This is a genomic window from Pseudomonas sp. zfem003 (assembly GCF_032621675.1).
Taxonomy (GTDB): domain Bacteria; phylum Pseudomonadota; class Gammaproteobacteria; order Pseudomonadales; family Pseudomonadaceae; genus Metapseudomonas; species Metapseudomonas otitidis.
In genome coordinates this window covers 711,249-730,098 of the sequence record NZ_JAVYJG010000001.1, presented here as the reverse complement: position 1 = coordinate 730,098, position 18,850 = coordinate 711,249, and the positions used below count along the sequence as shown (strand labels likewise).

17 protein-coding genes and 1 riboswitch are annotated in these 18,850 nt (G+C 69.1%); of the genes, 7 read left to right on the top strand and 10 right to left on the bottom strand.

Features of this window, described 5'->3' with window-relative positions; genetic code table 11:
* Positions 1–3: 3 nt before the first annotated feature.
* Positions 4–921, bottom strand: a complete 918-nt coding sequence (locus RTK35_RS03360; protein ID WP_074967870.1) for a LysR family transcriptional regulator — start codon at positions 919–921, stop codon at positions 4–6.
* Between the two features lie 166 nt (positions 922–1,087).
* On the opposite strand from RTK35_RS03360, the gene RTK35_RS03355 reads away from it, so the two are divergent.
* The 4 genes from RTK35_RS03355 to RTK35_RS03340 all read left to right on the top strand — a co-directional run bounded on the left by RTK35_RS03355 (position 1,088) and on the right by RTK35_RS03340 (position 6,086).
* The gene (locus RTK35_RS03355) at positions 1,088–2,113 is read left to right on the top strand and encodes a zinc-dependent alcohol dehydrogenase family protein (protein ID WP_044403718.1); all 1,026 of its coding nucleotides are present in this window, start codon (positions 1,088–1,090) and stop codon (positions 2,111–2,113) included.
* Positions 2,114–2,332: 219 nt separating this feature from the next.
* Positions 2,333–3,259, top strand: coding sequence for an AraC family transcriptional regulator (locus RTK35_RS03350; RefSeq protein ID WP_082078164.1), 927 nt, complete (start codon positions 2,333–2,335; stop codon positions 3,257–3,259).
* 122 nt (positions 3,260–3,381) lie between these two features.
* Positions 3,382–3,840, top strand: coding sequence for a (2Fe-2S)-binding protein (locus RTK35_RS03345; RefSeq protein WP_044403716.1), 459 nt, complete (start codon positions 3,382–3,384; stop codon positions 3,838–3,840).
* Between the two features lie 11 nt (positions 3,841–3,851).
* Positions 3,852–6,086: a xanthine dehydrogenase family protein molybdopterin-binding subunit gene (locus RTK35_RS03340; RefSeq protein WP_316907375.1), complete on the top strand. Its 2,235-nt coding sequence runs from the start codon at positions 3,852–3,854 to the stop codon at positions 6,084–6,086.
* 21 nt (positions 6,087–6,107) lie between these two features.
* Here the strand turns inward: RTK35_RS03340 and ptrC are convergent, their stop codons facing one another.
* From ptrC to RTK35_RS03300, 8 genes are all read right to left on the bottom strand, one after another.
* Entirely contained in the window at positions 6,108–6,299 is a 192-nt protein-coding gene (ptrC, locus tag RTK35_RS03335; protein ID WP_316907374.1) for a type III secretion system co-regulatory protein PtrC, read from the bottom strand.
* Positions 6,300–6,418: 119 nt separating this feature from the next.
* Entirely contained in the window at positions 6,419–6,649 is a 231-nt protein-coding gene (locus RTK35_RS03330; protein ID WP_316907373.1) for a DUF2789 domain-containing protein, read from the bottom strand.
* Positions 6,650–6,784: 135 nt separating this feature from the next.
* Positions 6,785–10,426, bottom strand: a complete 3,642-nt coding sequence (gene uca / locus RTK35_RS03325) for an urea carboxylase (protein ID WP_316907372.1) — start codon at positions 10,424–10,426, stop codon at positions 6,785–6,787.
* A 212-nt stretch (positions 10,427–10,638) separates the two neighbouring features.
* Complete coding sequence (locus tag RTK35_RS03320; RefSeq protein ID WP_172433277.1) at positions 10,639–11,274, bottom strand: urea amidolyase associated protein UAAP2; 636 nt, start codon at positions 11,272–11,274, stop codon at positions 10,639–10,641.
* A 10-nt stretch (positions 11,275–11,284) separates the two neighbouring features.
* Positions 11,285–12,013, bottom strand: a complete 729-nt coding sequence (locus RTK35_RS03315; RefSeq protein WP_142010387.1) for an urea amidolyase associated protein UAAP1 — start codon at positions 12,011–12,013, stop codon at positions 11,285–11,287.
* Positions 12,014–12,026: 13 nt separating this feature from the next.
* A complete protein-coding gene (locus RTK35_RS03310) occupies positions 12,027–12,827 on the bottom strand; it encodes an ABC transporter ATP-binding protein (RefSeq protein WP_044405795.1) in 801 nt (266 codons plus the stop codon).
* Positions 12,824–13,639: an ABC transporter permease gene (locus RTK35_RS03305; protein ID WP_284546642.1), complete on the bottom strand. Its 816-nt coding sequence runs from the start codon at positions 13,637–13,639 to the stop codon at positions 12,824–12,826. Before RTK35_RS03305 ends, RTK35_RS03310 begins: the two co-directional genes overlap by 4 nt.
* A 70-nt stretch (positions 13,640–13,709) precedes the next feature.
* On the bottom strand, positions 13,710–14,777 hold the full coding sequence (locus tag RTK35_RS03300; protein WP_142010383.1) for a putative urea ABC transporter substrate-binding protein: 1,068 nt from the start codon (positions 14,775–14,777) through the stop codon (positions 13,710–13,712).
* A 64-nt stretch (positions 14,778–14,841) separates the two neighbouring features.
* Positions 14,842–14,941: riboswitch (guanidine-I (ykkC/yxkD leader) on the bottom strand.
* Positions 14,942–15,247: 306 nt separating this feature from the next.
* On the opposite strand from RTK35_RS03300, the gene RTK35_RS03295 reads away from it, so the two are divergent.
* Entirely contained in the window at positions 15,248–15,676 is a 429-nt protein-coding gene (locus RTK35_RS03295; protein WP_316907371.1) for a hypothetical protein, read from the top strand.
* 1 nt (position 15,677) lies between these two features.
* Here RTK35_RS03295 and RTK35_RS03290 read toward each other — a convergent pair whose 3' ends face one another.
* Positions 15,678–16,598 (bottom strand): LysR family transcriptional regulator, encoded by a 921-nt coding sequence (locus tag RTK35_RS03290; RefSeq protein ID WP_142010378.1) that lies wholly within the window; start codon positions 16,596–16,598, stop codon positions 15,678–15,680.
* A gap of 98 nt (positions 16,599–16,696) precedes the next feature.
* On the opposite strand from RTK35_RS03290, the gene RTK35_RS03285 reads away from it, so the two are divergent.
* Both RTK35_RS03285 and RTK35_RS03280 read left to right on the top strand, forming a co-directional pair.
* On the top strand, positions 16,697–18,484 hold the full coding sequence (locus RTK35_RS03285; RefSeq protein ID WP_044405847.1) for an alkyl/aryl-sulfatase: 1,788 nt from the start codon (positions 16,697–16,699) through the stop codon (positions 18,482–18,484).
* A 92-nt stretch (positions 18,485–18,576) separates the two neighbouring features.
* Positions 18,577–18,822 carry a DUF1145 domain-containing protein gene (locus tag RTK35_RS03280; RefSeq protein ID WP_142010375.1) on the top strand — a complete coding sequence of 82 codons (246 nt, stop codon included), beginning with the start codon at positions 18,577–18,579 and terminating at the stop codon, positions 18,820–18,822.
* Positions 18,823–18,850: the final 28 nt, after the last annotated feature.

Sequence of the window (18,850 nt, the reverse complement as noted above, 5' to 3'; positions counted from 1 at the left end):
GGTTCAGGTCAGGCTGTCGGGGTCGCCGCAGTACATCTGGATGCGCGAGCGCAGCCAGCGTTCCGCCGGGTCGTTGTCCTGGGCGCCGCGCCAGGCCATGGACAGCTCGAAGGTGCGGTTGCCGTAGGGCGGGTCCTCCACCCGCAGGCCACCGGCGGCGGTGAGCACGGCTGCGGTGTAGTCCGGCACCACGGCGACCATGTCGGTGCCGGCCAGCAGGGCGCCCAGGCCGTTGAACTGCGGCACCGCCAGCACCACCCGGCGGCTGCGGCCGAGCTTGGCCAGCTCCTCGTCGACGAAGCCGCTGAGGTCGCCGGCGTAGGACACCAGGGCGTGGGGGCGCGAGCAGTAGTCCTCCAGGCTCAAGGGGCCAGGGACCGAGTCGGCCCGCAGCAGCTTGGAGCGGGCGCGGCGGATGGTCTTGCGCTTGGCGTTGGCCGGCAGCTCGTCGGTGTAGCTGACGCCCACGGAGATTTCCCCCGAGGCCAGCAGGTTGGGCATCAGCAGGTAGTTGGTGCGGCGCACCACCAGCACCACGCCCGGGGCCTCGGCACGCAGGCGGCGGAGCAGGGCGGGGAGCAGGCCGAACTCCACGTCGTCCGACAGGCCGATGCGGAACACCGCGTTGCTGGTGGCCGGGTCGAAGTCGGCGGCGCGGCTGATGGCGGTGGAGATGGAGTCCAGCGCCGGGGTCAGCAGGGAGAAGATCTCCACCGCCCGCGCCGAGGGCTCCATGCTGCGCCCGGTGCGCACGAACAGCGGGTCGTCGAACAGTGACCGCAGGCGGGCCAGGGCCGCGCTGATGGCGGGCTGGCCGAGGAACAGCTTTTCCGCCGCGCGGGTCACGCTGCGCTCGTGCATGAGCGTCTCGAAGACGATCAGCAGGTTGAGGTCGACTTTGCGCAGGTCGTTCCTGTTCATGCATGGGCTTCCGGAAAAAGTGGGTGAAAAATGAGGCTCCGCGCAGGCGCCGTCAAGCGCCCGCATCATCACCGTTTATGACGACTATTGATCGCTACGGGTGGTTTTGTGGACAAAGCCCGGATAGAGTCCGTGGCCATGTAAAGAGTCACAGGCGAGGTGCGTGATGTCCCGCATGATCCGTTTCCATCAGTTCGGCGAGGCCGACGTGCTCAAGCTGGAAGAGCTCCCCACCCCGGTGCCCGGGCACGGCGAGGTTCTGGTGCGCACCCGTGCCATCGGCGTCAGCTGGAAAGACGTGCTCTGGCGTCAGAACCTGGCCTCCGAGTCGGCACGCCTGCCGTCGGGTGTCGGGTTCGAGATGGCCGGCGTGGTCGAGGCCGTGGGCGAAGGGGTCGATGACCTCGAACCCGGCGTGGCCGTGGCCAGCTTTCCCGCCAGCACCCCCAACCGCTACCCCACCTGGGGCGACCAGGTGCTGCTGCCGCGCAGCGCCCTGACGCGCTACCCGGACGAGGTGCTCACCCCGGTCGAGGCAGCGGTGCACTACACCCCCTTGCTGATGGGCTACTTCGCCCTGATGGACCTGGCTCGGCTCAAACCCGGCCAGCGTGTGCTGGTCACCGAGGCCGGCCATTGCCTGGCGCCGCAGACCGTGCAGTTGGCCAAGGCGCTGGGCGCGGTGGTCATCGCCTCCACCAGCTACCCCGAGAGCCGCCCGTTCCTCAAGGAACTGGGGGCCGACAAGATCATCGTCACCGAAGAGCAGGACCTGGTGCTGGAGGTCGAGCGCTTCACCGACGGCCAGGGCGTCGAGGTCATCCTCGACCAGTGCGCCGGCCCGCAGATGAAGCTGCTGGGGGATGTCGCCGCCCAGCGCGGCAAGCTGATCCTCTACGGCCTGAACGGTGGCAACGATGCGGCCTTCCCGGCCTGCGCGGCGTTCAAGAAGCACCTGCAGTTCTTCCGTCATTGCGTCATGGATTTCACCGGTGGCGATCCGGAGTCGGGCCTGGAGCGTGATGAGGCGGCCGTCCGCCGCGCCCTCGAGCACATCAACCAGCTCACCCGCGACCACCTGCTCAAGCCGAGCATCGACCGGGTCTTCGAATTCGAGGACTTCATCGAGGCCAGCCGCTACATGGAAACCTGCCCGCCCGGCGGACGGGTGGTGATGCGCGTCGCCGACTGACCTGTTCCTGCGACCTCTTCGATCCGGCGCCTTGTGCGCCGGATTGCGTTGTGGATGGTGGTGGTTTCAGCCAGGACTGCAGTCTGCCGTCCCACCTCCTTGCCCGGGTAGTCGATTCCTGCCGGATTCTTGCACGATCCTGCCTGTTTCTACTCGCGTGCGAGACGCCGGTTTTCCCCGAGGTTAGAGTCGGAAGCCTTGCCGGGAGAAGCCCTAACCATGAACTCATCCGTCTCCAACGCCGACCCTGTTTTCACCGCCCCCCTCGGAGCTCAGGACCGGTTCGCCCGGCTGATTGAACGATTCGCCAGGGAGGAGGGCGGCAGCGCCACCGCCATTCCCGGCCTCTGGCTGTTCCGCGCCAGCACGCCCAGCGAACCGCTGCATTGCCTCTATGAGCCCGCCCTGGGTGTGGTGGTCCAGGGCAGCAAGCAAGCCCAGCTCAACGGCGAGTGCTACCGCTACGGCCCGTCCCAGTACCTGATCGTCTCCCTCGACCTGCCGGTGATCGGCCAGGTGCTCGAAGCCACGCCCGAGGTGCCTTACCTCAGCATGCGCCTGGACCTGGAGCCCGCCGCCATCAGCGAGATGCTGCTGCAGATCGCCGAGCCGCCGCCGCTGTCGGCGTCCGCCCGGGGCATCTCGGTGTGCAGCCTGGACGGCGGCCTGCAGGACGCGCTGATCCGCCTGGTGGGCCTGCTGGACACCCCGGCCGACATCCCCGTGCTGGCACCGCTGATCAAGCGCGAGATCCTCTACCGCCTGCTGATGGGCGAGCGCAGCGCGCAGTTGCGGCAGATCGCCTGCGCCGGCAGCCAGGCCCAGCGCATCGCCCGCGCGGTGGCGTGGCTGAAGACCCACTACCACCGGCCGCTGTCCATCGAAGCCCTGGCCAGCGAAGTGAACATGAGCAGCTCGGCGCTGCATCACCATTTCAAGGCGGTCACCGCCCTCAGCCCGCTGCAGTTCCAGAAGCAGCTGCGCCTGCAGGAGGCGCGGCGGCTGATGCTCAGCGAAGCCCTGGACGCCGCCACCGCCGGCGGCCGCGTCGGCTACGAGAGCCCCTCGCAGTTCAGCCGCGAATACAGCCGGCTGTTCGGCGCGCCGCCCCAGCGCGACATCGCCCGCCTGCGGCAGAGTGCCTGAACCGGCCGCCGCTTCGTCGCCCCGGCACCGGGGCCAGCGGCGGCCTTCTAGTCTGAAGAAAACCAGCCAGGCCGCGTGCGGCCGATGACGACCAACCCGATCCCGAAGAGGTGGGCCAACCGATGATTACCCTCAACCTGAATGGCCAGGACACCGCGCTCGACGTGGCGCCCGACATGCCCCTGCTGTGGGCCCTGCGAGACGTGGCCGGCATGACCGGCACCAAGTACGGCTGCGGCATGTCGCTGTGCGGCGCCTGCACCGTGCACGTCGACGGCCAGCCTACGCGCGCCTGCGTCACCCCCGTTTCCAGCGTGGTGGGGCGCAAGGTCACCACCATCGAAGCGGTGGCCGAGAACGACGTCGGCCGCGCCGTCCAGGCCGCCTGGCGCAAGCTCGATGTGGTGCAGTGCGGCTACTGCCAGTCCGGGCAGATCATGGCGGCCACCGCCCTGCTCAGTGGCAACCGTACGCCCACCGATGCCGACATCGACGCCGCCATGAGCGGCAACATCTGCCGCTGCGCCACCTATGTGCGCATCCGCGCGGCCATCCACGAAGCCGCCGGGCAGCTGGCATGAGGAGCGACGCCATGAGCACCTTCGAGCAGGACGCAGCGCCGGAGACCGGCATCTTCAACGTCAGCCGCCGCACCTTCCTGCGCGGCAGTGGCGGGCTGGCCCTGGGGGTGCTGTTCTCGCCCCTGCTGGATGCCGCCGAACTGCTGGCCGGCAACGGCAGCTTCGAGCCCAATGCCTTCGTGCGCATCGACCGCAGCGGCCAGGTGACGGTGATTGCCAAGCACGTGGAGATGGGGCAGGGCGCCTACACCGGCCTCGCCACCCTGGTGGCCGAAGAGCTGGACGCGGACTGGAGCCGGGTCGTGGTGGAGGGCGCGCCTGCCGACGCCAAGCGCTACAACAATCTTGCGTTCGGGCCGTTCCAGGGCACCGGCGGCAGCAGTTCCATCGCCAATGCCTACGAGCAGATGCGCAAGGCCGGTGCCACCGCCCGCGCCATGCTGGTGGCCGCCGCCGCGCGGCAATGGCAGGTACCGGCTGATTCCCTGCGCGTCGAGCAGGGCGTCATCAGCCATGCCGCCAGCGGTCGCAAGGCCGGCTTCGGCGAACTGGCCGAGGCCGCCGCCCGTGAAAGCGTACCGGCCAGCGTCCCCCTCAAGGCCCCGAAGGACTTCCGCCTCATCGGCCAGGCCGTACCGCGCAAGGACAGCCCCGACAAGACCGACGGCCGCGCCGTGTTCACCCAGGACTTCAAGCTGCCCGGCATGCTGGTGGCCGTGGTGGCCTACCCGCCGCGCTTCGGTGCCGTGCCGGCCAAGGTCGACGCCACCCGCGCCAAGGCCGTGCCGGGTGTGGTGGAGGTGGTGGAGTTCCGCGACCTACCCCACGGTCGTGCCGGCGTCGCCGTGCTGGCGCACAACACCTGGGCTGCCCGCAGCGGCCGGGATGCCCTGGCGGTGGAGTGGGACGAACAGCGTGCCTTCACCCTCGGCAGCGAGGAGATCTTCGCCCGCTACCGTGACGCCGCTGCCCAACCGGGCACTGTCGCCACCCGCCAAGGGGAGGTGGAGCCGGTCCTCGCCAAAGCCCACCAGCGCATCGAGGCAGAGTTCGAATTCCCCTACCTGGCCCACTCGGCCATGGAACCGATGAACTGCCTGGTGCGCCTCTCCGAAGGCGCCTGCGAACTGTGGAACGGCGAGCAGTGGCAGACCGGTGACCAGGCTTCGGTGGCGCGCTTGCTCGGCATCGCCCCGGAGAAGGTCACCATCACCCAGCTCTACGCCGGCGGCAGCTTCGGTCGCCGCGCCAACCCGGTGTCGGACTACCCGCTGGAAGCCGTGGCCATCGCCAAGGCCGCCTGGGACAAGGGCGTGAAGGCGCCAGTCAAGCTGGTATGGACCCGTGAGGACGATACCCGTGGCGGCTACTACCGCCCGGCCTACCTGCACCGCGCACGCCTTGCGCTGGATGCCGAAGGCCGGCTGACCGCCTGGCACCACCGCATCGTCGGGCAATCCATCATAAAGGGCACCGGCTTCGAGGCCGTGATGATCAAGGACGGCGTCGACCAGACCTCGGTGGAGGGCCTCTCCAACCTGTCCTACGCCGTCCCCAATCTGCAGGTGGAGCTGAGCACCCCCAGCGACATCGGCGTCCCCGTGCAGTGGTGGCGCTCGGTGGGCCACACCCACACCGGTTTCGCCGCTGAAGTGCTGGTGGACGAAGCCGCTACCACCGCCGGCAAGGACCCGTATGCCTTCCGCCACGGGCTGCTGGAAAAACACCCGCGCCATCGGGGCGTGCTGGAACTGGTCGCCGACAAGGCCGGCTGGTCCCAGCCGCTCAAGCCGGGCGCGGAGGGCGAGAAGCGTGGCCGTGGTATTGCCGTGCACGAATCCTTCGGCAGCTACGTGGCCCAGGTGGCGGAGGTGACGGTCAAGGCTGATGGCAGCTTCCGGGTGGATCGGGTGGTCTGCGCGGTGGATTGCGGCCTGGCCATCAACCCGGACGTGATCAAGGCGCAGATGGAGGGCGGCATCGGCTTCGGCCTCGCGGCCGCTCTGCACGGCGCCATCACCCTGCGGGAAGGGCGCGTGGAGCAATCCAACTTCCACGACTACCAGGTGCTGCGGATGAACGAGATGCCGGTGGTGGAGGTGCACATCCTGCCCTCCGCCGAGAAGCCCACCGGCGTCGGCGAACCGGGCGTGCCGCCCCTGGCACCGGCAGTGGCCAATGCGCTCTACGCCGCCACCGGCGTGCGCCTGCGCAAGCTGCCGTTCCCCAGCCAGGTCAAGGCCTGACCGGCCGGCGAGGTGGCCCTATCAGGCCGCCTCGCCGCGAATCAGCTGGCGCAATGCGCGACGCTCGGCGATGGGCGTGCTCACCTGGAGCATCTCGAAGGTGCCGTCCTCGCGGCACAGCGCCACCTCGGTCTCGAAGTGCAGGCGGAACTCATCCTTGGTCACGTGGGTGACCAGGTAGCTGTTGTCGTTGCAGGCGTGGGGGAAGGACATGGCTCGATCCTCGTTTCAGCGGGGCAGGTGCCCGACCCGAGGCATGATGCCGCTGCGCTCCCGGGCGCAGAACTGAAAGGGGCTGATGGTCGCCATCAGCCCCATCGATGGACCCGGCGCTAGGCGCTCAGGCGCACGGCCAACTCGTCCACCTTCACCGCCCAGTCCGCATCCTGGCCGAGGGCGCTGCGCAGGAAATCCCGCTGGGCCTCGTTCCAGAACGGCGCTTCATGGATCTTCCGACTCTCCTCCAGGCGATGGCCCGCGATGAAGGCCTCGATGGCCGGCCGACTGGCGTCCAGCCCGAGCTGTTCGAACAGGGTGGCGAGGGTATGGGGCGTGGTGTCCATGGTGGTCTCCTGTTGGGTCTGCGTGGTTGGACTCAGGGCCAGTGACTTGGTTCTTGTGGCAAGGGCAACGTCTCCCCCTGGCTGTGCCATGACATCCGGCACAACATAGATGGGGTTTGTATTGCACTTCGATCATCATTCCTCCTCCAGCACCACCACCCGTTGCCCGGCGCGCACCGGGGAGCCGGGTTGCACACGGACTTCGCGGACCACGCCATCGCGCGGGGCGGTGAGGGGGATCTCCATCTTCATGGACTCCAGGATCACCAGCACATCGCCCGCCTTCACGCTGGCACCGGCCTCCACCTGCACCTGCCAGAGGTTGCCGGCGATGTGGCTTTCGATGGCGTGCTGGCCGGCGTCCAGCGGTGCGTCTTCGCGCAGCTCCGGCGCCGGGTCCTCGCTGTCGAAATGCGCCTGGCCGGAGGCGATCCAGCGTTCGCGCTCGGCGTTGAACGCCGCCTGCTGCTGGGCACGGAAGGCAGCGATGCCCTCGGCCTCGGCGGCGAGGAAGGCCTGGTAGTCGGCCAGACGCAGCTCGCTGTGCTCGATGCGCAGCGGGAAGCGCCCCAGGGGGAAGTCGCGGCGGATGTGCAGCAGCTCCTCGGCACTCACCGGGTAGAAGCGGATCTGGTCGAAGAAGCGCAGCAGCCAGGGCTTGCCGTCGAAGGCGGCCACTTCGCGGTAGCGGTTCCACATCTGCAGGGTGCGGCCGACGAACTGGTAGCCGCCGGGGCCTTCCATGCCGTAGACGCACATGTACGCCCCGCCGATGCCCACGGAATTCTCCGCCGTCCAGGTGCGTGCCGGGTTGTACTTGGTGGTCACCAGGCGGTGGCGCGGGTCCAGCGGCGTGGCTACCGGTGCGCCGAGGTAGACGTCGCCCAGGCCCATCACCAGGTAGCGGGCGTCGAACACGGTGCGCTGCACCTCGTCGAGGTTGGGCAGGTCGTTGATGCGGCGGATGAACTCCAGATTGCTCGGGCACCAGGGTGCGTCCTTGCGCACCGTGGTCATGTATTTCTCGATGGCCAGCTGGCAAGCCGGGTCGTCCCAGGACAGCGGCAGGTGGACGATGCGCGAAGGAACCTTGAGATCGTCAGCGGCGCAGACGCCGTCCCAGAGCCCCGCGACCACTTGCAGCAGGCGTTCCAGTGGCAGGGTCTCCGGCTGGTAGTGCACCTGCAGCGAGCGGATGCCGGGGGTGAGGTCGATGACGCCTTGCAGCGCCTCGGCCTCCAGCGCCTGCATCAGCGCGTGGCCCCGGAAGCGCAGCACCAGGTCCAGCTCCGCCGCGCCGATCTCCAGCAGCAGGTGGGTATCGCCGGAGAGGCGTGCGACCAGGCGTGTGGCGTCCTGCCCGAGGTCCAGGACGATGGGGCTCGAAAGCTCGGCCGCACCTCTAGGCGCGGATTCATCCGCGATTTCATGGCCGCTTGTGTCGCGAGTGAATTCGCTCCCACGGAGGGTGGTGCATTCGCGGTCACCTGCCTTGGCCAAGGCCCGCGCCGTGGCGATATCCAACGGCTCGAAGCGGACCCTGTCGCCGGCCTTGAGCTGGCCGAGCTGCCAGAGGTCGGCCTCGATCACCGTCACCGGGCAGACGAAGCCGCCCAGGCTGGGGCCGTCCGGGCCGAGGATCACCGGCATGTCGCCGGTGAAGTCAACGGCGCCTATGGCGTAGGGGTTGTCGTGGATGTTGGAGGGGTGCAGGCCGGCCTCGCCGCCGCTCTCGCGCACCCATTCCGGCTTCGGGCCGATCAGGCGCACGCCGGTGCGGCTGGAGTTGAAGTGCACTTCCCAGGCGGTGGCGAAGAAGGTCTCGATGGAGGCCGGGGTGAAGTATTCCGGTGCGCCGTGGGGGCCGTAGATCACGCGGAGGCGGCGCACCTCGGGCAGCGGTGGGTACAGGGCCTCGGGCAGGCGGGCGCCGGCTGCGCGGTCGGCCAATGGCGCCAGGTGCAGCACGTCGCCGGCCCGCAGGGCGCGGCCGCCGTGGCCGCCGAACTGGCCGAGGGTGAAGGTGCTCTTGCTGCCCAGGTAGTCCGGCACCTGCAGGCCGCCGCGCAGGCACAGGTAGCTGCGCGCACCGGCGCCGGCAAGGGTGCCGAGGGCGAGGGTGGCACCGGCGGGCACCAGCAGGGCGGTGTCCAGTGGCTGCGGCTGGCCGTCGAGGCTGAGCGGGATGGGTGCGCCGGTGACGGCCACCACCGCGTCGGTGTTGAAGCGCAGGGTGGGGCCGCTCATGGTGATTTCCAGCGCGGCGGCGCCTTCCTCGTTGCCCAGCAGGCGGTTGCCCAGGCGCAGGGCGCGGCTGTCCATGGGGCCGGATGGCGGCACGCCCACGGCCCAGTAGCCGAGGCGGCCGGGGTAGTCCTGCACCGTGGTCTGGGTGCCGGCGCCGAGCACCTCGACGGTGTGGGCGCGGTAGGCGAGGTGTTCCAGGCAGCGGGTCCAGGGCTGGCCGCTGGCGAAGGGCGCGTCGGCCAGGATCTGCCGCAGGTAGTCGCGGTTGCTTTCCACGCCGTAGAGCTGCGTGTCAGCCAGGGCGCGGTCGAGGGCGACGCTGGCCTCATCGCGGTTCGCTGCCCACGTGATCAGCTTGGCGATCATCGGGTCGAAGTAGGGCGGGATCTCACAGCCGGCTTCCACCCAGGTGTCGATGCGCAGGGCGCGGCCGTCCGCCTCGGGGAAGCGCACGGCGGTGAGCAGCCCGGGGCTGGGCTGGAAGTCTCGGCCCGGGTCCTCGGCGTAGAGCCGCGCCTGGATGGCGTGGCCGCTGGGGCGCAGGCCCTTCGCCAGCTCGGCGAGCGGGGGCAGGGTGCCGGCGGCCAGTTCGACCATCCAGCGCACCAGGTCGACGCCCCAGACCTGTTCGGTGACGCCGTGCTCCACCTGCAGGCGGGTGTTCACTTCGAGGAAGTAGAAGCGCTCGGCCTCGCTGTCGTAGACGAATTCCACGGTGCCGGCGCTGCGGTAGTTGACCGCCCTGGCCAGCTGGATGGCGGCAGCGCAGAGCGCCTCGGCCATGCCGGCGGGGAGGTTGGGCGCGGGGGTTTCCTCCAGCACCTTCTGGTTGCGCCGCTGCACCGAGCAGTCGCGCACGCCGAGGGCGATCACCTCGCCCTGGCCATCGCCGAACACCTGCACTTCCAGGTGGCGGGCCCGCTGGATGTACTTCTCGATGAACACCCCGGCGTCGCTGAAGTTGTTCTGCCCCAGGCGCTTCACCGCCTCGAAGGCTTCGCTCAGCTCGCTGGCCGAGCGGCATACGCGCATGCCGATGCCGCCACCGCCGGCGGTGCTTTTCAGCATCACCGGGTAGCCCACCTGCTCGCCGGCCACCAGCGCCGCGTCGAGGCTTTCCAGCAGTTCGGTGCCTTCGAGCATCGGCACCCCCTCGGCCTTGGCCAGGGCACGGGCGGTGTGCTTGAGGCCGAACACCCGCAGCTGCTGCGGCGTCGGCCCGACGAAGGCGATGCCGGCCGCCTCGCAGGCTTCGGCGAAGGCGGCGTTCTCGGAGAGGAAGCCGTAGCCCGGGTGGATCGCCTGGGCGCCGCTCTGGCGGGCCACGGCGAGGATCTTGTCCACCACCAGGTAGGTGCTGGCGGCCGGGCCGTCGCCCAGGCTGTGGGCCTCGTCGGCCTGCTGGACGTGCAGGCTGGCGACATCCGCCTCGGCGTACACGGCGACGCCGCGCACGTCGAGCTGGCGCAGGGTGCGGAGGATGCGGCAGGCGATGGCGCCGCGGTTGGCGATCAGGAGTTTTTCAAACATTGCGGAGCCCTCGAAAGGGATGACGGGCCGTCCCGCCGTGTTCGTCTGCACCACGGTCGTCCGTGGCTGGCGAGGCTTCGCGAGCAGAGCTCGCTCCTACGGTCGAGGTCCGGGGTTCTTGCCGAGGCATTGCCCTGAACGGCTCTGGCACAGGAGGAACAGCCAACGCCGCACCCCTTGCAGCTTGCCGCTCACCCCTTGCCGCTGCTTCTTCACTCCCATACCAACACCTGCGCCGGAGTCGGGTTCCAGCCGTTGCAGGGGTTGTTCAGCTGCGGGCAGTTGGAGATGAGGAGGATGATGTCCATGTGGGCCAGCAGCTCAACGTACTTGCCGGGGGCGGAGATGCCGTCCTCGAAGGTGAGGCCGCCTTCGGGGGTGACCGGCACGTTCATGAAGAAGTTGATGTTGGCGCTGATGTCGCGCTTGGCCAGGCGGCCGTCGTGCAGGCTGGCGCGCAGGAAGTTGTCGCGGCAGCTGTGCATGTAGCGGGTGCCGAGGGCGTAGCGCACGGTGTTGCTTTCCTGGGCGCAGGCGCCGCCGAGGGTGTCGTGGCGGCCGCAGGTGTCGGCGACGATGCTCAGCATCGGGTTGCCGAGGTTGGACCAGAGCACGCTGCCGGGGCCGAGGTAGACGCGGTTCTGCTTGCGCAGGGTGCGCTGCACGTCATAGCGCTCGCGCGGGTTGCGCGCGCTGTAGAAGAGGGTGTCCACCGCCTGGTTGCCTTCGAGGTCGAGCAGGCGCAGGGTCTGGCCGGCCTTCACTTCGGTCATGAAGGGTTCGCCGGCGGCGATCACGGCGGTGTAGACGGCGGCTTCGGGGTGTTTGTCGCTGGGAGTCGGGTTCATCGGGCGGCCCTCAGATGTACAGGCGTTCGGTGTTGTGGAAACCACGGCCGTTTTCCGGGCGCGAGGTGCGGCAGAGCAGGGTGATGCCGTCGCTCTCGACCTTGTGCCAGGCCAGCTGCACGGGCTTGGGCGCGTAGACGGGGTCGGGGTCCATGGGGTGCTGCAGGGCGGTGAGCACCACCAGGGTGTCCATCGGCGCGTACAGCTCGATGCAGTCGCCGGCCTGGCTGTTGCCGGGCGCGAAGTGGAAGCAGCCGTCGGCGTCCACGGTGACCTTGCTGAACAGGTTCAGGCACATGAGCAGGTCCTGCAGGTTCAGGTCCCACTTGCCCATTTCCACCAGCAGGTTGTCGACGCCGTTGCGGAAGAAGCCGTTGCGCAGTTCCTGGTAGCGGCCCTGGCCGTACTTCTCGCGCACTTCCTCGGCGTTGAGCACGCCGCCGAAGCTGTCGTGCCAGCCGCAGCTGTCGGCGGTGATGGCGGCGAGCACGCGGCCCATGTCCGAGTACAGGCAGTGGCCGGCGGTGAGCTTGGCGGTGTGCTGGCACTTGAGGCTGTCCGGCAGGTTCAGGCGCTCGCTCTTCTCGTTGGCGTTGAACAGCAGCAGGCTGACGTTGGCGCCGCCCTCGATGTCGCTGATGCGCAGCAACTGGCCGCGCTTGAGGACGAAGGAGGTGTGGCCGCCGCCGGGGACGGTTTCTTCATAGAGGGTGGGGCGCAGGGCCAGGGATGCGGTCATGGGCAGGCTCCTTTCAATGGGCCGGGGCGGTCTGCAGGGCGCGGGTGACCCGCTCCGGCAGGGCTTCGACGGCGGCGCGCGCGGCGCGGCGGTCGCTGTTCAGGGGGATGTCGTAGGTGATGCGTGCGCCGTAGGCGTTGGGCGCGTGCGGGTCGTGGCGGACCTTGTCGAAGACCATCAGCCGGGTGCCGAGGCTGAAGCCTTCGGAGAGGTCGTGGGTGACCATGAACACGGTCAGCCGGGTTTCCTGCCACAGGCCCAGCAGCAGGTCGTGCATGTCCTTGCGGATGCCCGGGTCGAGGGCGCCGAAGGGCTCGTCGAGCAGCAGCACGCGGGGCTTCATCACCAGGGCCTGGGCGATGGCCAGGCGCTGCTGCATGCCGCCGGAGAGCTGCGCGGGGTACTTGCCGAGCGCGTGGCCGAGGCCGACCTTGGCCAGCATGGCGGCGGCCTGCTCGCGGGCCTCGCGCCGGGCGCTGCCGAAGAGGCGGCCGAGCAGCGGCGAGCGGGGCAGCTCCAGGCCGAGGGCGACGTTGTCCAGCACCGTCAGGTGGGGGAACACCGAGTAGCGCTGGAACACCACGCCGCGGCTGGCGTCGGGCTCGGCCACCAGGGGCTGGCCGTCCAGCAGCAGTTGGCCCCGGCTGGGTGTCTCCTGGCCCAGCAGCATGCGCAGGAAGGTGGACTTGCCGCAGCCGGAGGCGCCGACCAGGGTGCAGAACTCGCCTTCGTTCACCTTGAGGTTGAGGTTCTCCAGCACCACCTGGTCGCCGTAGGCCTGCCACAGGTTCTTCACTTCGATGAAGGCGCTCATGCCTTGGCTCCTTCGTACCAGGGGAAGGCCAGGCGGGTGAGCTGGCGCAGGCCCAGGTCCATCAGCCAGGCGAGCAGGGTGATCCACACCACGTACGGCAGGATCACGTCCATGGCCAGGTAGCGGCGGACCAGGAAGATGCGGTAGCCGAGGCCGTCGGTGGAGGCGATGGCCTCGGCGGCGATGAGGAACAGCCAGGCCGAGCCCAGCACCAGGCGCAGGGAGATGAGCAGGCGCGGCAGCAACTGCGGCAGCACCACGCGCAGGATCAGGGTCCAGGTGTTGGCGCCCAGGGTTTGCGCCTTGATCAGCAGTTCGCGGGGGATTTCCCGGGCGCGCTGCTCCAGGTCGCGGGCGAGCACCGGGGTGATGCCGATGACGATCAGCATCACCTTGGAGAGCTCGCCGAGGCCGAAGACGATGAACAGGATCGGCAGGATCGCCAGCGGCGGCACCATCGACAGCACCGTGAGCAGCGGCGACAGCGGCGCGCTGAACAGCGGCAGGGTGCCGGCGGCGATGCCCAGGCACAGGCCCAGCAGGGCAGCGATGCCGAGGCCGATGGCCAGGCGCTTGAGGCTGGAGGCGCTGTCCTGCCAGAACAGGTACTGACCGGAGCGCTTGTCTTCGGTGAAGGCCAGGCGCTGCACCGCGTCGACCATCTGCGTGGCGCTGGGCAGCAGCTTGTCGTTGGGGTTTTCCGTGAGCCGCGCCGCCGACCCGGTGAAGTAGGCGAACAGCAGCAGGGCGAAGGGCAGCAGGATCAGCAGCAGCCTTCCTGCACGGTCCGGGTGGCGGTTGATCAGGCGCATGGCGAGCACTCGGTGGCGTGGGGCGGCGCAGGCGGGGCCGGGGTGGCGCCCGCCAGCGGTTGGGGGCGGCTCAGAGCGTGCCGTCGGCGGCCATCTGCACGTAGGTCGGGTCGAAGCGCAGCTTCACGTTGGCCTTGTCGCCGGTGACCAGCCCCTTGGCGAAGCTCATGCCCACCGCGTGGGCGTCCTTGGCGCCTTCACCCAGCAGGCCGTGGGCGAAGGAGAAGGTGGCCACCTTGTCCATGGTCGCCGGCAGTTTCGGGCTGGTGACGAACTCCAGGGCCTCGGCCGGCGTGCCGAACAGGCGGGTGGCGTCCAGTTGGGCCTGGTAACCCGCCAGGTCAGTGCCCGAGGCCTTGGCCATGTGTGTCAGGGCGGCGGTGCTCTCGGCAGTGCCGGCCTTCATCAGCGCGACGATCTCGAACCAGGCGCCGGTCAGCGCCTTGCCCAGGGCCGGGTTGTCCTTCAGGGTCTCGGTGTTCACCACCATCATGTCCATGATCTCGCCGGGCACCTTGCTGGAGTCGAACACCAGGCTGGTGCCGGGCTTGGCCTTGATCTCGGCGAGCATCGGGTTCCAGGTGGTCACCGCCTGCACCTCGTCGGTGTCGAAGGCGGCGGCGATGTCGGCATCGGAGGTGTTCACCACCTGCACGTCCTTCTCGGCCAGGTGGGCACGCTCCAGGGCACGGGCCAGCAGGTAGTGGGAGACGGACAGCTCCACCAGGTTCACCGGCAGGCCCTTGAGGTCGCCGAGGGTCTTGCCTTCACCCTTGAGCACGATGCCGTCGTTGCCGTTGGAGAAGTCGCTGACGATCAGCGCGGTGCTGTCCACGCCGCCAGCGGCGGGGATGGTCAGGGCGTCCATGTTGGTCATGGTGCAACCGTCGAACTGGCCCGCCGTGTACTGGTTGATGGATTCGACGTAGTCGTTGAGCTGGGTGACCTTGATCTCGATGCCGTACTTCTTCGCCCACTTGTCGACGATGCCCTGGGTGGCACCGTACTCCCACGGCATCCAGCCGGCGTAGATCGTCCAGCAGACGTCGAAGTTGCTCTTCTGGGCGGCGGAGGCGTTGAGGCTGAAGGCCGCAGCGAGGGCGGCGGCAGCGAGGGCGAACAGACGGGGTTTGCGCATGGGGTACCTCCAGTTCGGTTGAGGGCGGGCGGAGCGGCGCGGCACATCCCGATCAAGGGGCGCGTTCTCCCGGGCTTTTGTCCCGCCGTGTAACCTCGCTGGAGGTCGCCAGCTCTCGGACCAGTCATCCGCCTGCGCGGACCGGAACCCTAGCCAGCCATTGCAAATTGTGGTGCCGCGATCCCGGTGGGCCGGGTAGCTCCTGCACGCCAGCCACAAAGCGAAGGACGTGCCAACACGGGCAAAGGCCCGCAGCAGAAGGGCCAGGCGCCGCCCCGTGGTTCGTCGGCCGCCCTCCGGCGCCCAGGGATGGGGCGCGCTGCCTCGCCGTGGTGCGTGGAAATACGCCGTAAAGGATTTTGCCGACGGCAGGTTGCACACCGCTGCACCGGCCCGCTGTCGAATCCGGTGGGAGCAATCCCGGGTGCCGACATTCGTGGGCACCGTCCCAGCGGTCGAAGGAGGCCGCCATGTCCAATCGAACCCTGTTGCTGATGGCTTTACTGGGCCTGCCCCTGACGGGCTGCGCCGCCTATGACTACGACGACTACCGCGAGTACCCGCGCCAGTCCGGCGGCTACTACCGCATCGAGTCCTATCCCGGCTACCCCACGTACCCCACCTACATCATCCGCGAGCGCCGCTATGCACCGCCGCCTCCGCCACCTGTGGTGCGCGGCTGGCCGGAACGGCGCGACCCGCCGCGCTACGAGCGGCATGAGTACCAGCGCCAGGACTGGCGCCAGCAACCTCGGAACGACTGGGACGAACGCCGCCACGACTACACCCCGCGCCTGCAGAACTGGGGCGGGCAGCCGGACGACGGACCCCGCTACTGGCAGGGCCGTGACCGCCACGACCGTCACGACCACGATGGTCGCGGCGGCTGGGGGCGCTAGCTCAGCCGGGCAGGGCCGGTGGGGTGCGGGCGTCCTCGTCGAGGATCAGCGCGCGCATCGCTTCGGCCGCCGGTGACAGGGTGCGCCCGGCGCGGCTGACCAGGCCGTAGGCCGAGCGTTGCGACAGCAGGCCGGGCGCCAGCTCCAGCAGGGCCAGGCGTCCGGCCTCGATCTCTTCGGCCACCACGTCCAGTGGCGCCATGCTCAGCACGTCGCTTTCCGCCACCAGCGCCTTCAGCACCATGAAGTTGTCGCACTCGATGCCCAGCGGCTGGCCGCTTTCCGCCAACTGCCCCAGGGCCTGCGCCACCTCGGCGGGCACCTGGGTGCCGGCCAGCGGGTAGGCTGCCAGGTCGGCCGCCGTCAGCCGGTGCCGGCGCCGGCCCAGCAGCGGGTGCCCCGGCCGGCAGAAGATCACCCCGGGCCAGCTGCGCAGCGGCGTGACCTCCAGCTGCGGGTCGTCGCGCAGTTCCCGTACATCGGCCACGAACAGCTCCAGGGCATCGTCCAGCAGGCGCTGGTGCAGGCTGTACCAGGTATCGATGGCCAGTTGCACCCGCACCCCGGGGTGCGCCCCGGCGAAGCGCCCCAGCGCCCGGGGTACCAGGCGGGCGGCGGGGTAGGGGCCGGCACCCAGGCGCAGTTCGCCGCTGCCCAGGTTGTCCAGCTGGGAGACTGCACTGCGCAGCGCGCGGTCGCCGTCCAGCAGGCGCCGGGCGTGCTCCAGCACCAGCCGGCCGTGGGCGGTCAGGCTCACCTGGCGCGGCCCCCGGTCCAGCAGGCGGCAGCCCAGGCCGTTCTCCAGGGCCTGGATGCTGCGGCTCAGGGCCGGCTGGCTGAGGTTCACCGCCTCGGCGGCACGGGCGAAGTGGCCGTGTTCGGCCAGGGCGACGAAGTGACGGAGCTGGCGAAGGTCGCTCATGCGTTACCTGCATTGAAAGCTGGATAAGAATGCATTGGCATTATCATTCGGCCGCTGCCAGCCTGTCTGCGCTCATCCACAACAACAACGAGCCGACCATGCGACTGACTACCCGCTTCAGCGGCCTGCTGCTGGCCGCGACCCTGCCCCTGGGGGCCGACGCCGCCCTGCCCGACGAAACCCTGAAAGCCAGCATCAACCCCGAACTGGCCGAACACACCCGGCACTTCAACCAGAAGGTCTACCAGGTGGCCGACAACGTCTGGTCGGCGGTGGGCTGGAACCTCGCCAACAGCGTGATGATCGAGGCGCCCGAGGGGCTGATCATCGTCGACACCGGCGAGTCGGTGGACCAGTCGCGCAAGGTCCTCGCCGAGTTCCGCAAGATCAGCGACAAGCCCATCAAGGCCATCGTCTACACCCACTTCCACCCGGACCACATCAACGGTGTGAAGGCCTTCGTCAGCGAAGAGCAGGTGAAGAGCGGCGAGGTGCGCATCTACGCCCAGGAAACCCTGCTGGACAACGTCGTCACCCAGGGCTCGCTGGTGGGGCCGATCCTCGCCATGCGCTCGGGCTACAGCTTCGGCGTTGCGCTCTCCGACGAGGACAAGCGCGACATGAACGCCGGCCTCGGCCCGCTGGCCCACGAGGGTGCCTCCACCTTCATCGCCCCCACCGACACCTTCCGCGACAGCCTCGACACCACCATCGCCGGGTTGAAGGTGCAGTTCCTTCACGTGCCCAGCGAGGCGCCGGACGAAATCGTCCTCTACCTGCCGGACAACCGCGTGCTCATCAGCGCCGAGGTGACCCAGGGCCCGACCCTGCCCAACGTCCACACCCTGCGCGGCACCAAGTTCCGCGACCCGGTGGTGTGGGTGGCGAGCCTGGACAAGCTGCGGGCCTTCCAGGCCGACGTGATGGTGCCGCTGCACGGCCAGCCGGTGAGCGGGCGGGAGAAGGTGGAGGAGGTGCTGCGCATGACCCGCGACGCCATCGCCTACATCCACGACCAGACCGTGCGCTGGATGAACAAGGGCCTGACCCCCGACGAGCTGGTGGAGAAGGTCAAGCTGCCGCCGCACCTGGCTGGCTACACGCCCTACCTGCGCGAGTACTACGGCACCGTGAAGCACAGCGTGCGGCAGATCTACCAGGGCTACCTGGGCTGGTTCCAGGGCGACCCGGTGGACCTCGACCCCATCCCGCCGGCGGAGAAGGCCAAGCGCCTGATCGCCCTCATGGGCGGTCGCGACAAGGTGCTGATGGCGGCCGGCGACGCCTACCTGAAGGGCGACTGGCAATGGGCGGCCGAACTGTCCGGCTACGCCATCCGCGTCGACCACGACGACAAACTCGCCCGCGACATCAAGGCCCGCAGCTTCCGCCGCCTGGGCTACGCCAGCATGAACATCAACTGGCGCAACTGGTACCTGATGAGTGCCATGGAGCTGGAAGGCAAGCTGGAGGGCGACGTGGCGCTGGAAATGTCCCGCCGGGTGCGCGCGGCCTTCCTCTCCCCGGACATGCTGAAGAACCTGCCGGCGCGCATCTTCCTGCAGAACTGGGTGACGCGCATCGACCCGGAGAAGAGCGGCGACGTCGAACTGGCCCTGGGCTTCGCCTTCCCCGACATCGACGAAGCCTGGACCCTGGAGGTGCGCCGCGGCGTGGCCCAGCTCAAGTCCGGCATCGACCCCGCCGTGCCCCTGCGCCTGACCCTCGACAAGCGCTACCTGGACACCGTCATCAGCGGCGAGAACAGCCTGCTCAAGGGCGCGCTGCTGGGGGACGTGAAGGTCGACGGCAACCTGCTGGACATCAAGACCTTCCTCGGCTGCTTCGACTTCGAGGACGCCCCCATCGCCCTCACCGTGCGTTGAGCCGGGCAGGGCGCCTGCCAACCAAAAGTGCGGAGAGCCGTGCCGCCGCCAGGCGGCACACTCTGTCTCCCGCCCCTCACGATGGAGACACCATGCACCTGCCTTCCTTCCTCAAGGGCGCGCTGGCCATGTTCTGGCTGGTGGCGCTGCTCAATGTCATCTACCCCTTCGGCGAGACCCTGCACCGGCCGCTGCTGCTGGTATCCGCCCTGGTCCTGCTGGCCCATGTCGGCGAGGCCGCGTTGTTCAACCGCAAGCTGCGGGCCCGGCCCTCGCCCTGGCTGGAGCGTATCCAGGTCCTGCTGTTCGGCTTCCTGCACCTGCGCGGCCTGCGTTGAGGCCGGGGGCCATCCCGCCTGTCATGGC

What these genes read in the sequence shown, in the direction of transcription:
- RTK35_RS03360 (WP_074967870.1), bottom strand. Translation starts at nt 921, where the DNA reads ATGAACAGGAACGACCTGCGCAAAGTCGACCTCAACCTGCTGATCGTC.
- RTK35_RS03355 (WP_044403718.1), top strand. Translation starts at nt 1,088, where the DNA reads ATGTCCCGCATGATCCGTTTCCATCAGTTCGGCGAGGCCGACGTGCTC.
- RTK35_RS03350 (WP_082078164.1), top strand. Translation starts at nt 2,333, where the DNA reads ATGAACTCATCCGTCTCCAACGCCGACCCTGTTTTCACCGCCCCCCTC.
- RTK35_RS03345 (WP_044403716.1), top strand. Translation starts at nt 3,382, where the DNA reads ATGATTACCCTCAACCTGAATGGCCAGGACACCGCGCTCGACGTGGCG.
- RTK35_RS03340 (WP_316907375.1), top strand. Translation starts at nt 3,852, where the DNA reads ATGAGCACCTTCGAGCAGGACGCAGCGCCGGAGACCGGCATCTTCAAC.
- ptrC (WP_316907374.1), bottom strand. Translation starts at nt 6,299, where the DNA reads ATGTCCTTCCCCCACGCCTGCAACGACAACAGCTACCTGGTCACCCAC.
- RTK35_RS03330 (WP_316907373.1), bottom strand. Translation starts at nt 6,649, where the DNA reads ATGGACACCACGCCCCATACCCTCGCCACCCTGTTCGAACAGCTCGGG.
- uca (WP_316907372.1), bottom strand. Translation starts at nt 10,426, where the DNA reads ATGTTTGAAAAACTCCTGATCGCCAACCGCGGCGCCATCGCCTGCCGC.
- RTK35_RS03320 (WP_172433277.1), bottom strand. Translation starts at nt 11,274, where the DNA reads ATGAACCCGACTCCCAGCGACAAACACCCCGAAGCCGCCGTCTACACC.
- RTK35_RS03315 (WP_142010387.1), bottom strand. Translation starts at nt 12,013, where the DNA reads ATGACCGCATCCCTGGCCCTGCGCCCCACCCTCTATGAAGAAACCGTC.
- RTK35_RS03310 (WP_044405795.1), bottom strand. Translation starts at nt 12,827, where the DNA reads ATGAGCGCCTTCATCGAAGTGAAGAACCTGTGGCAGGCCTACGGCGAC.
- RTK35_RS03305 (WP_284546642.1), bottom strand. Translation starts at nt 13,639, where the DNA reads ATGCGCCTGATCAACCGCCACCCGGACCGTGCAGGAAGGCTGCTGCTG.
- RTK35_RS03300 (WP_142010383.1), bottom strand. Translation starts at nt 14,777, where the DNA reads ATGCGCAAACCCCGTCTGTTCGCCCTCGCTGCCGCCGCCCTCGCTGCG.
- RTK35_RS03295 (WP_316907371.1), top strand. Translation starts at nt 15,248, where the DNA reads ATGTCCAATCGAACCCTGTTGCTGATGGCTTTACTGGGCCTGCCCCTG.
- RTK35_RS03290 (WP_142010378.1), bottom strand. Translation starts at nt 16,598, where the DNA reads ATGAGCGACCTTCGCCAGCTCCGTCACTTCGTCGCCCTGGCCGAACAC.
- RTK35_RS03285 (WP_044405847.1), top strand. Translation starts at nt 16,697, where the DNA reads ATGCGACTGACTACCCGCTTCAGCGGCCTGCTGCTGGCCGCGACCCTG.
- RTK35_RS03280 (WP_142010375.1), top strand. Translation starts at nt 18,577, where the DNA reads ATGCACCTGCCTTCCTTCCTCAAGGGCGCGCTGGCCATGTTCTGGCTG.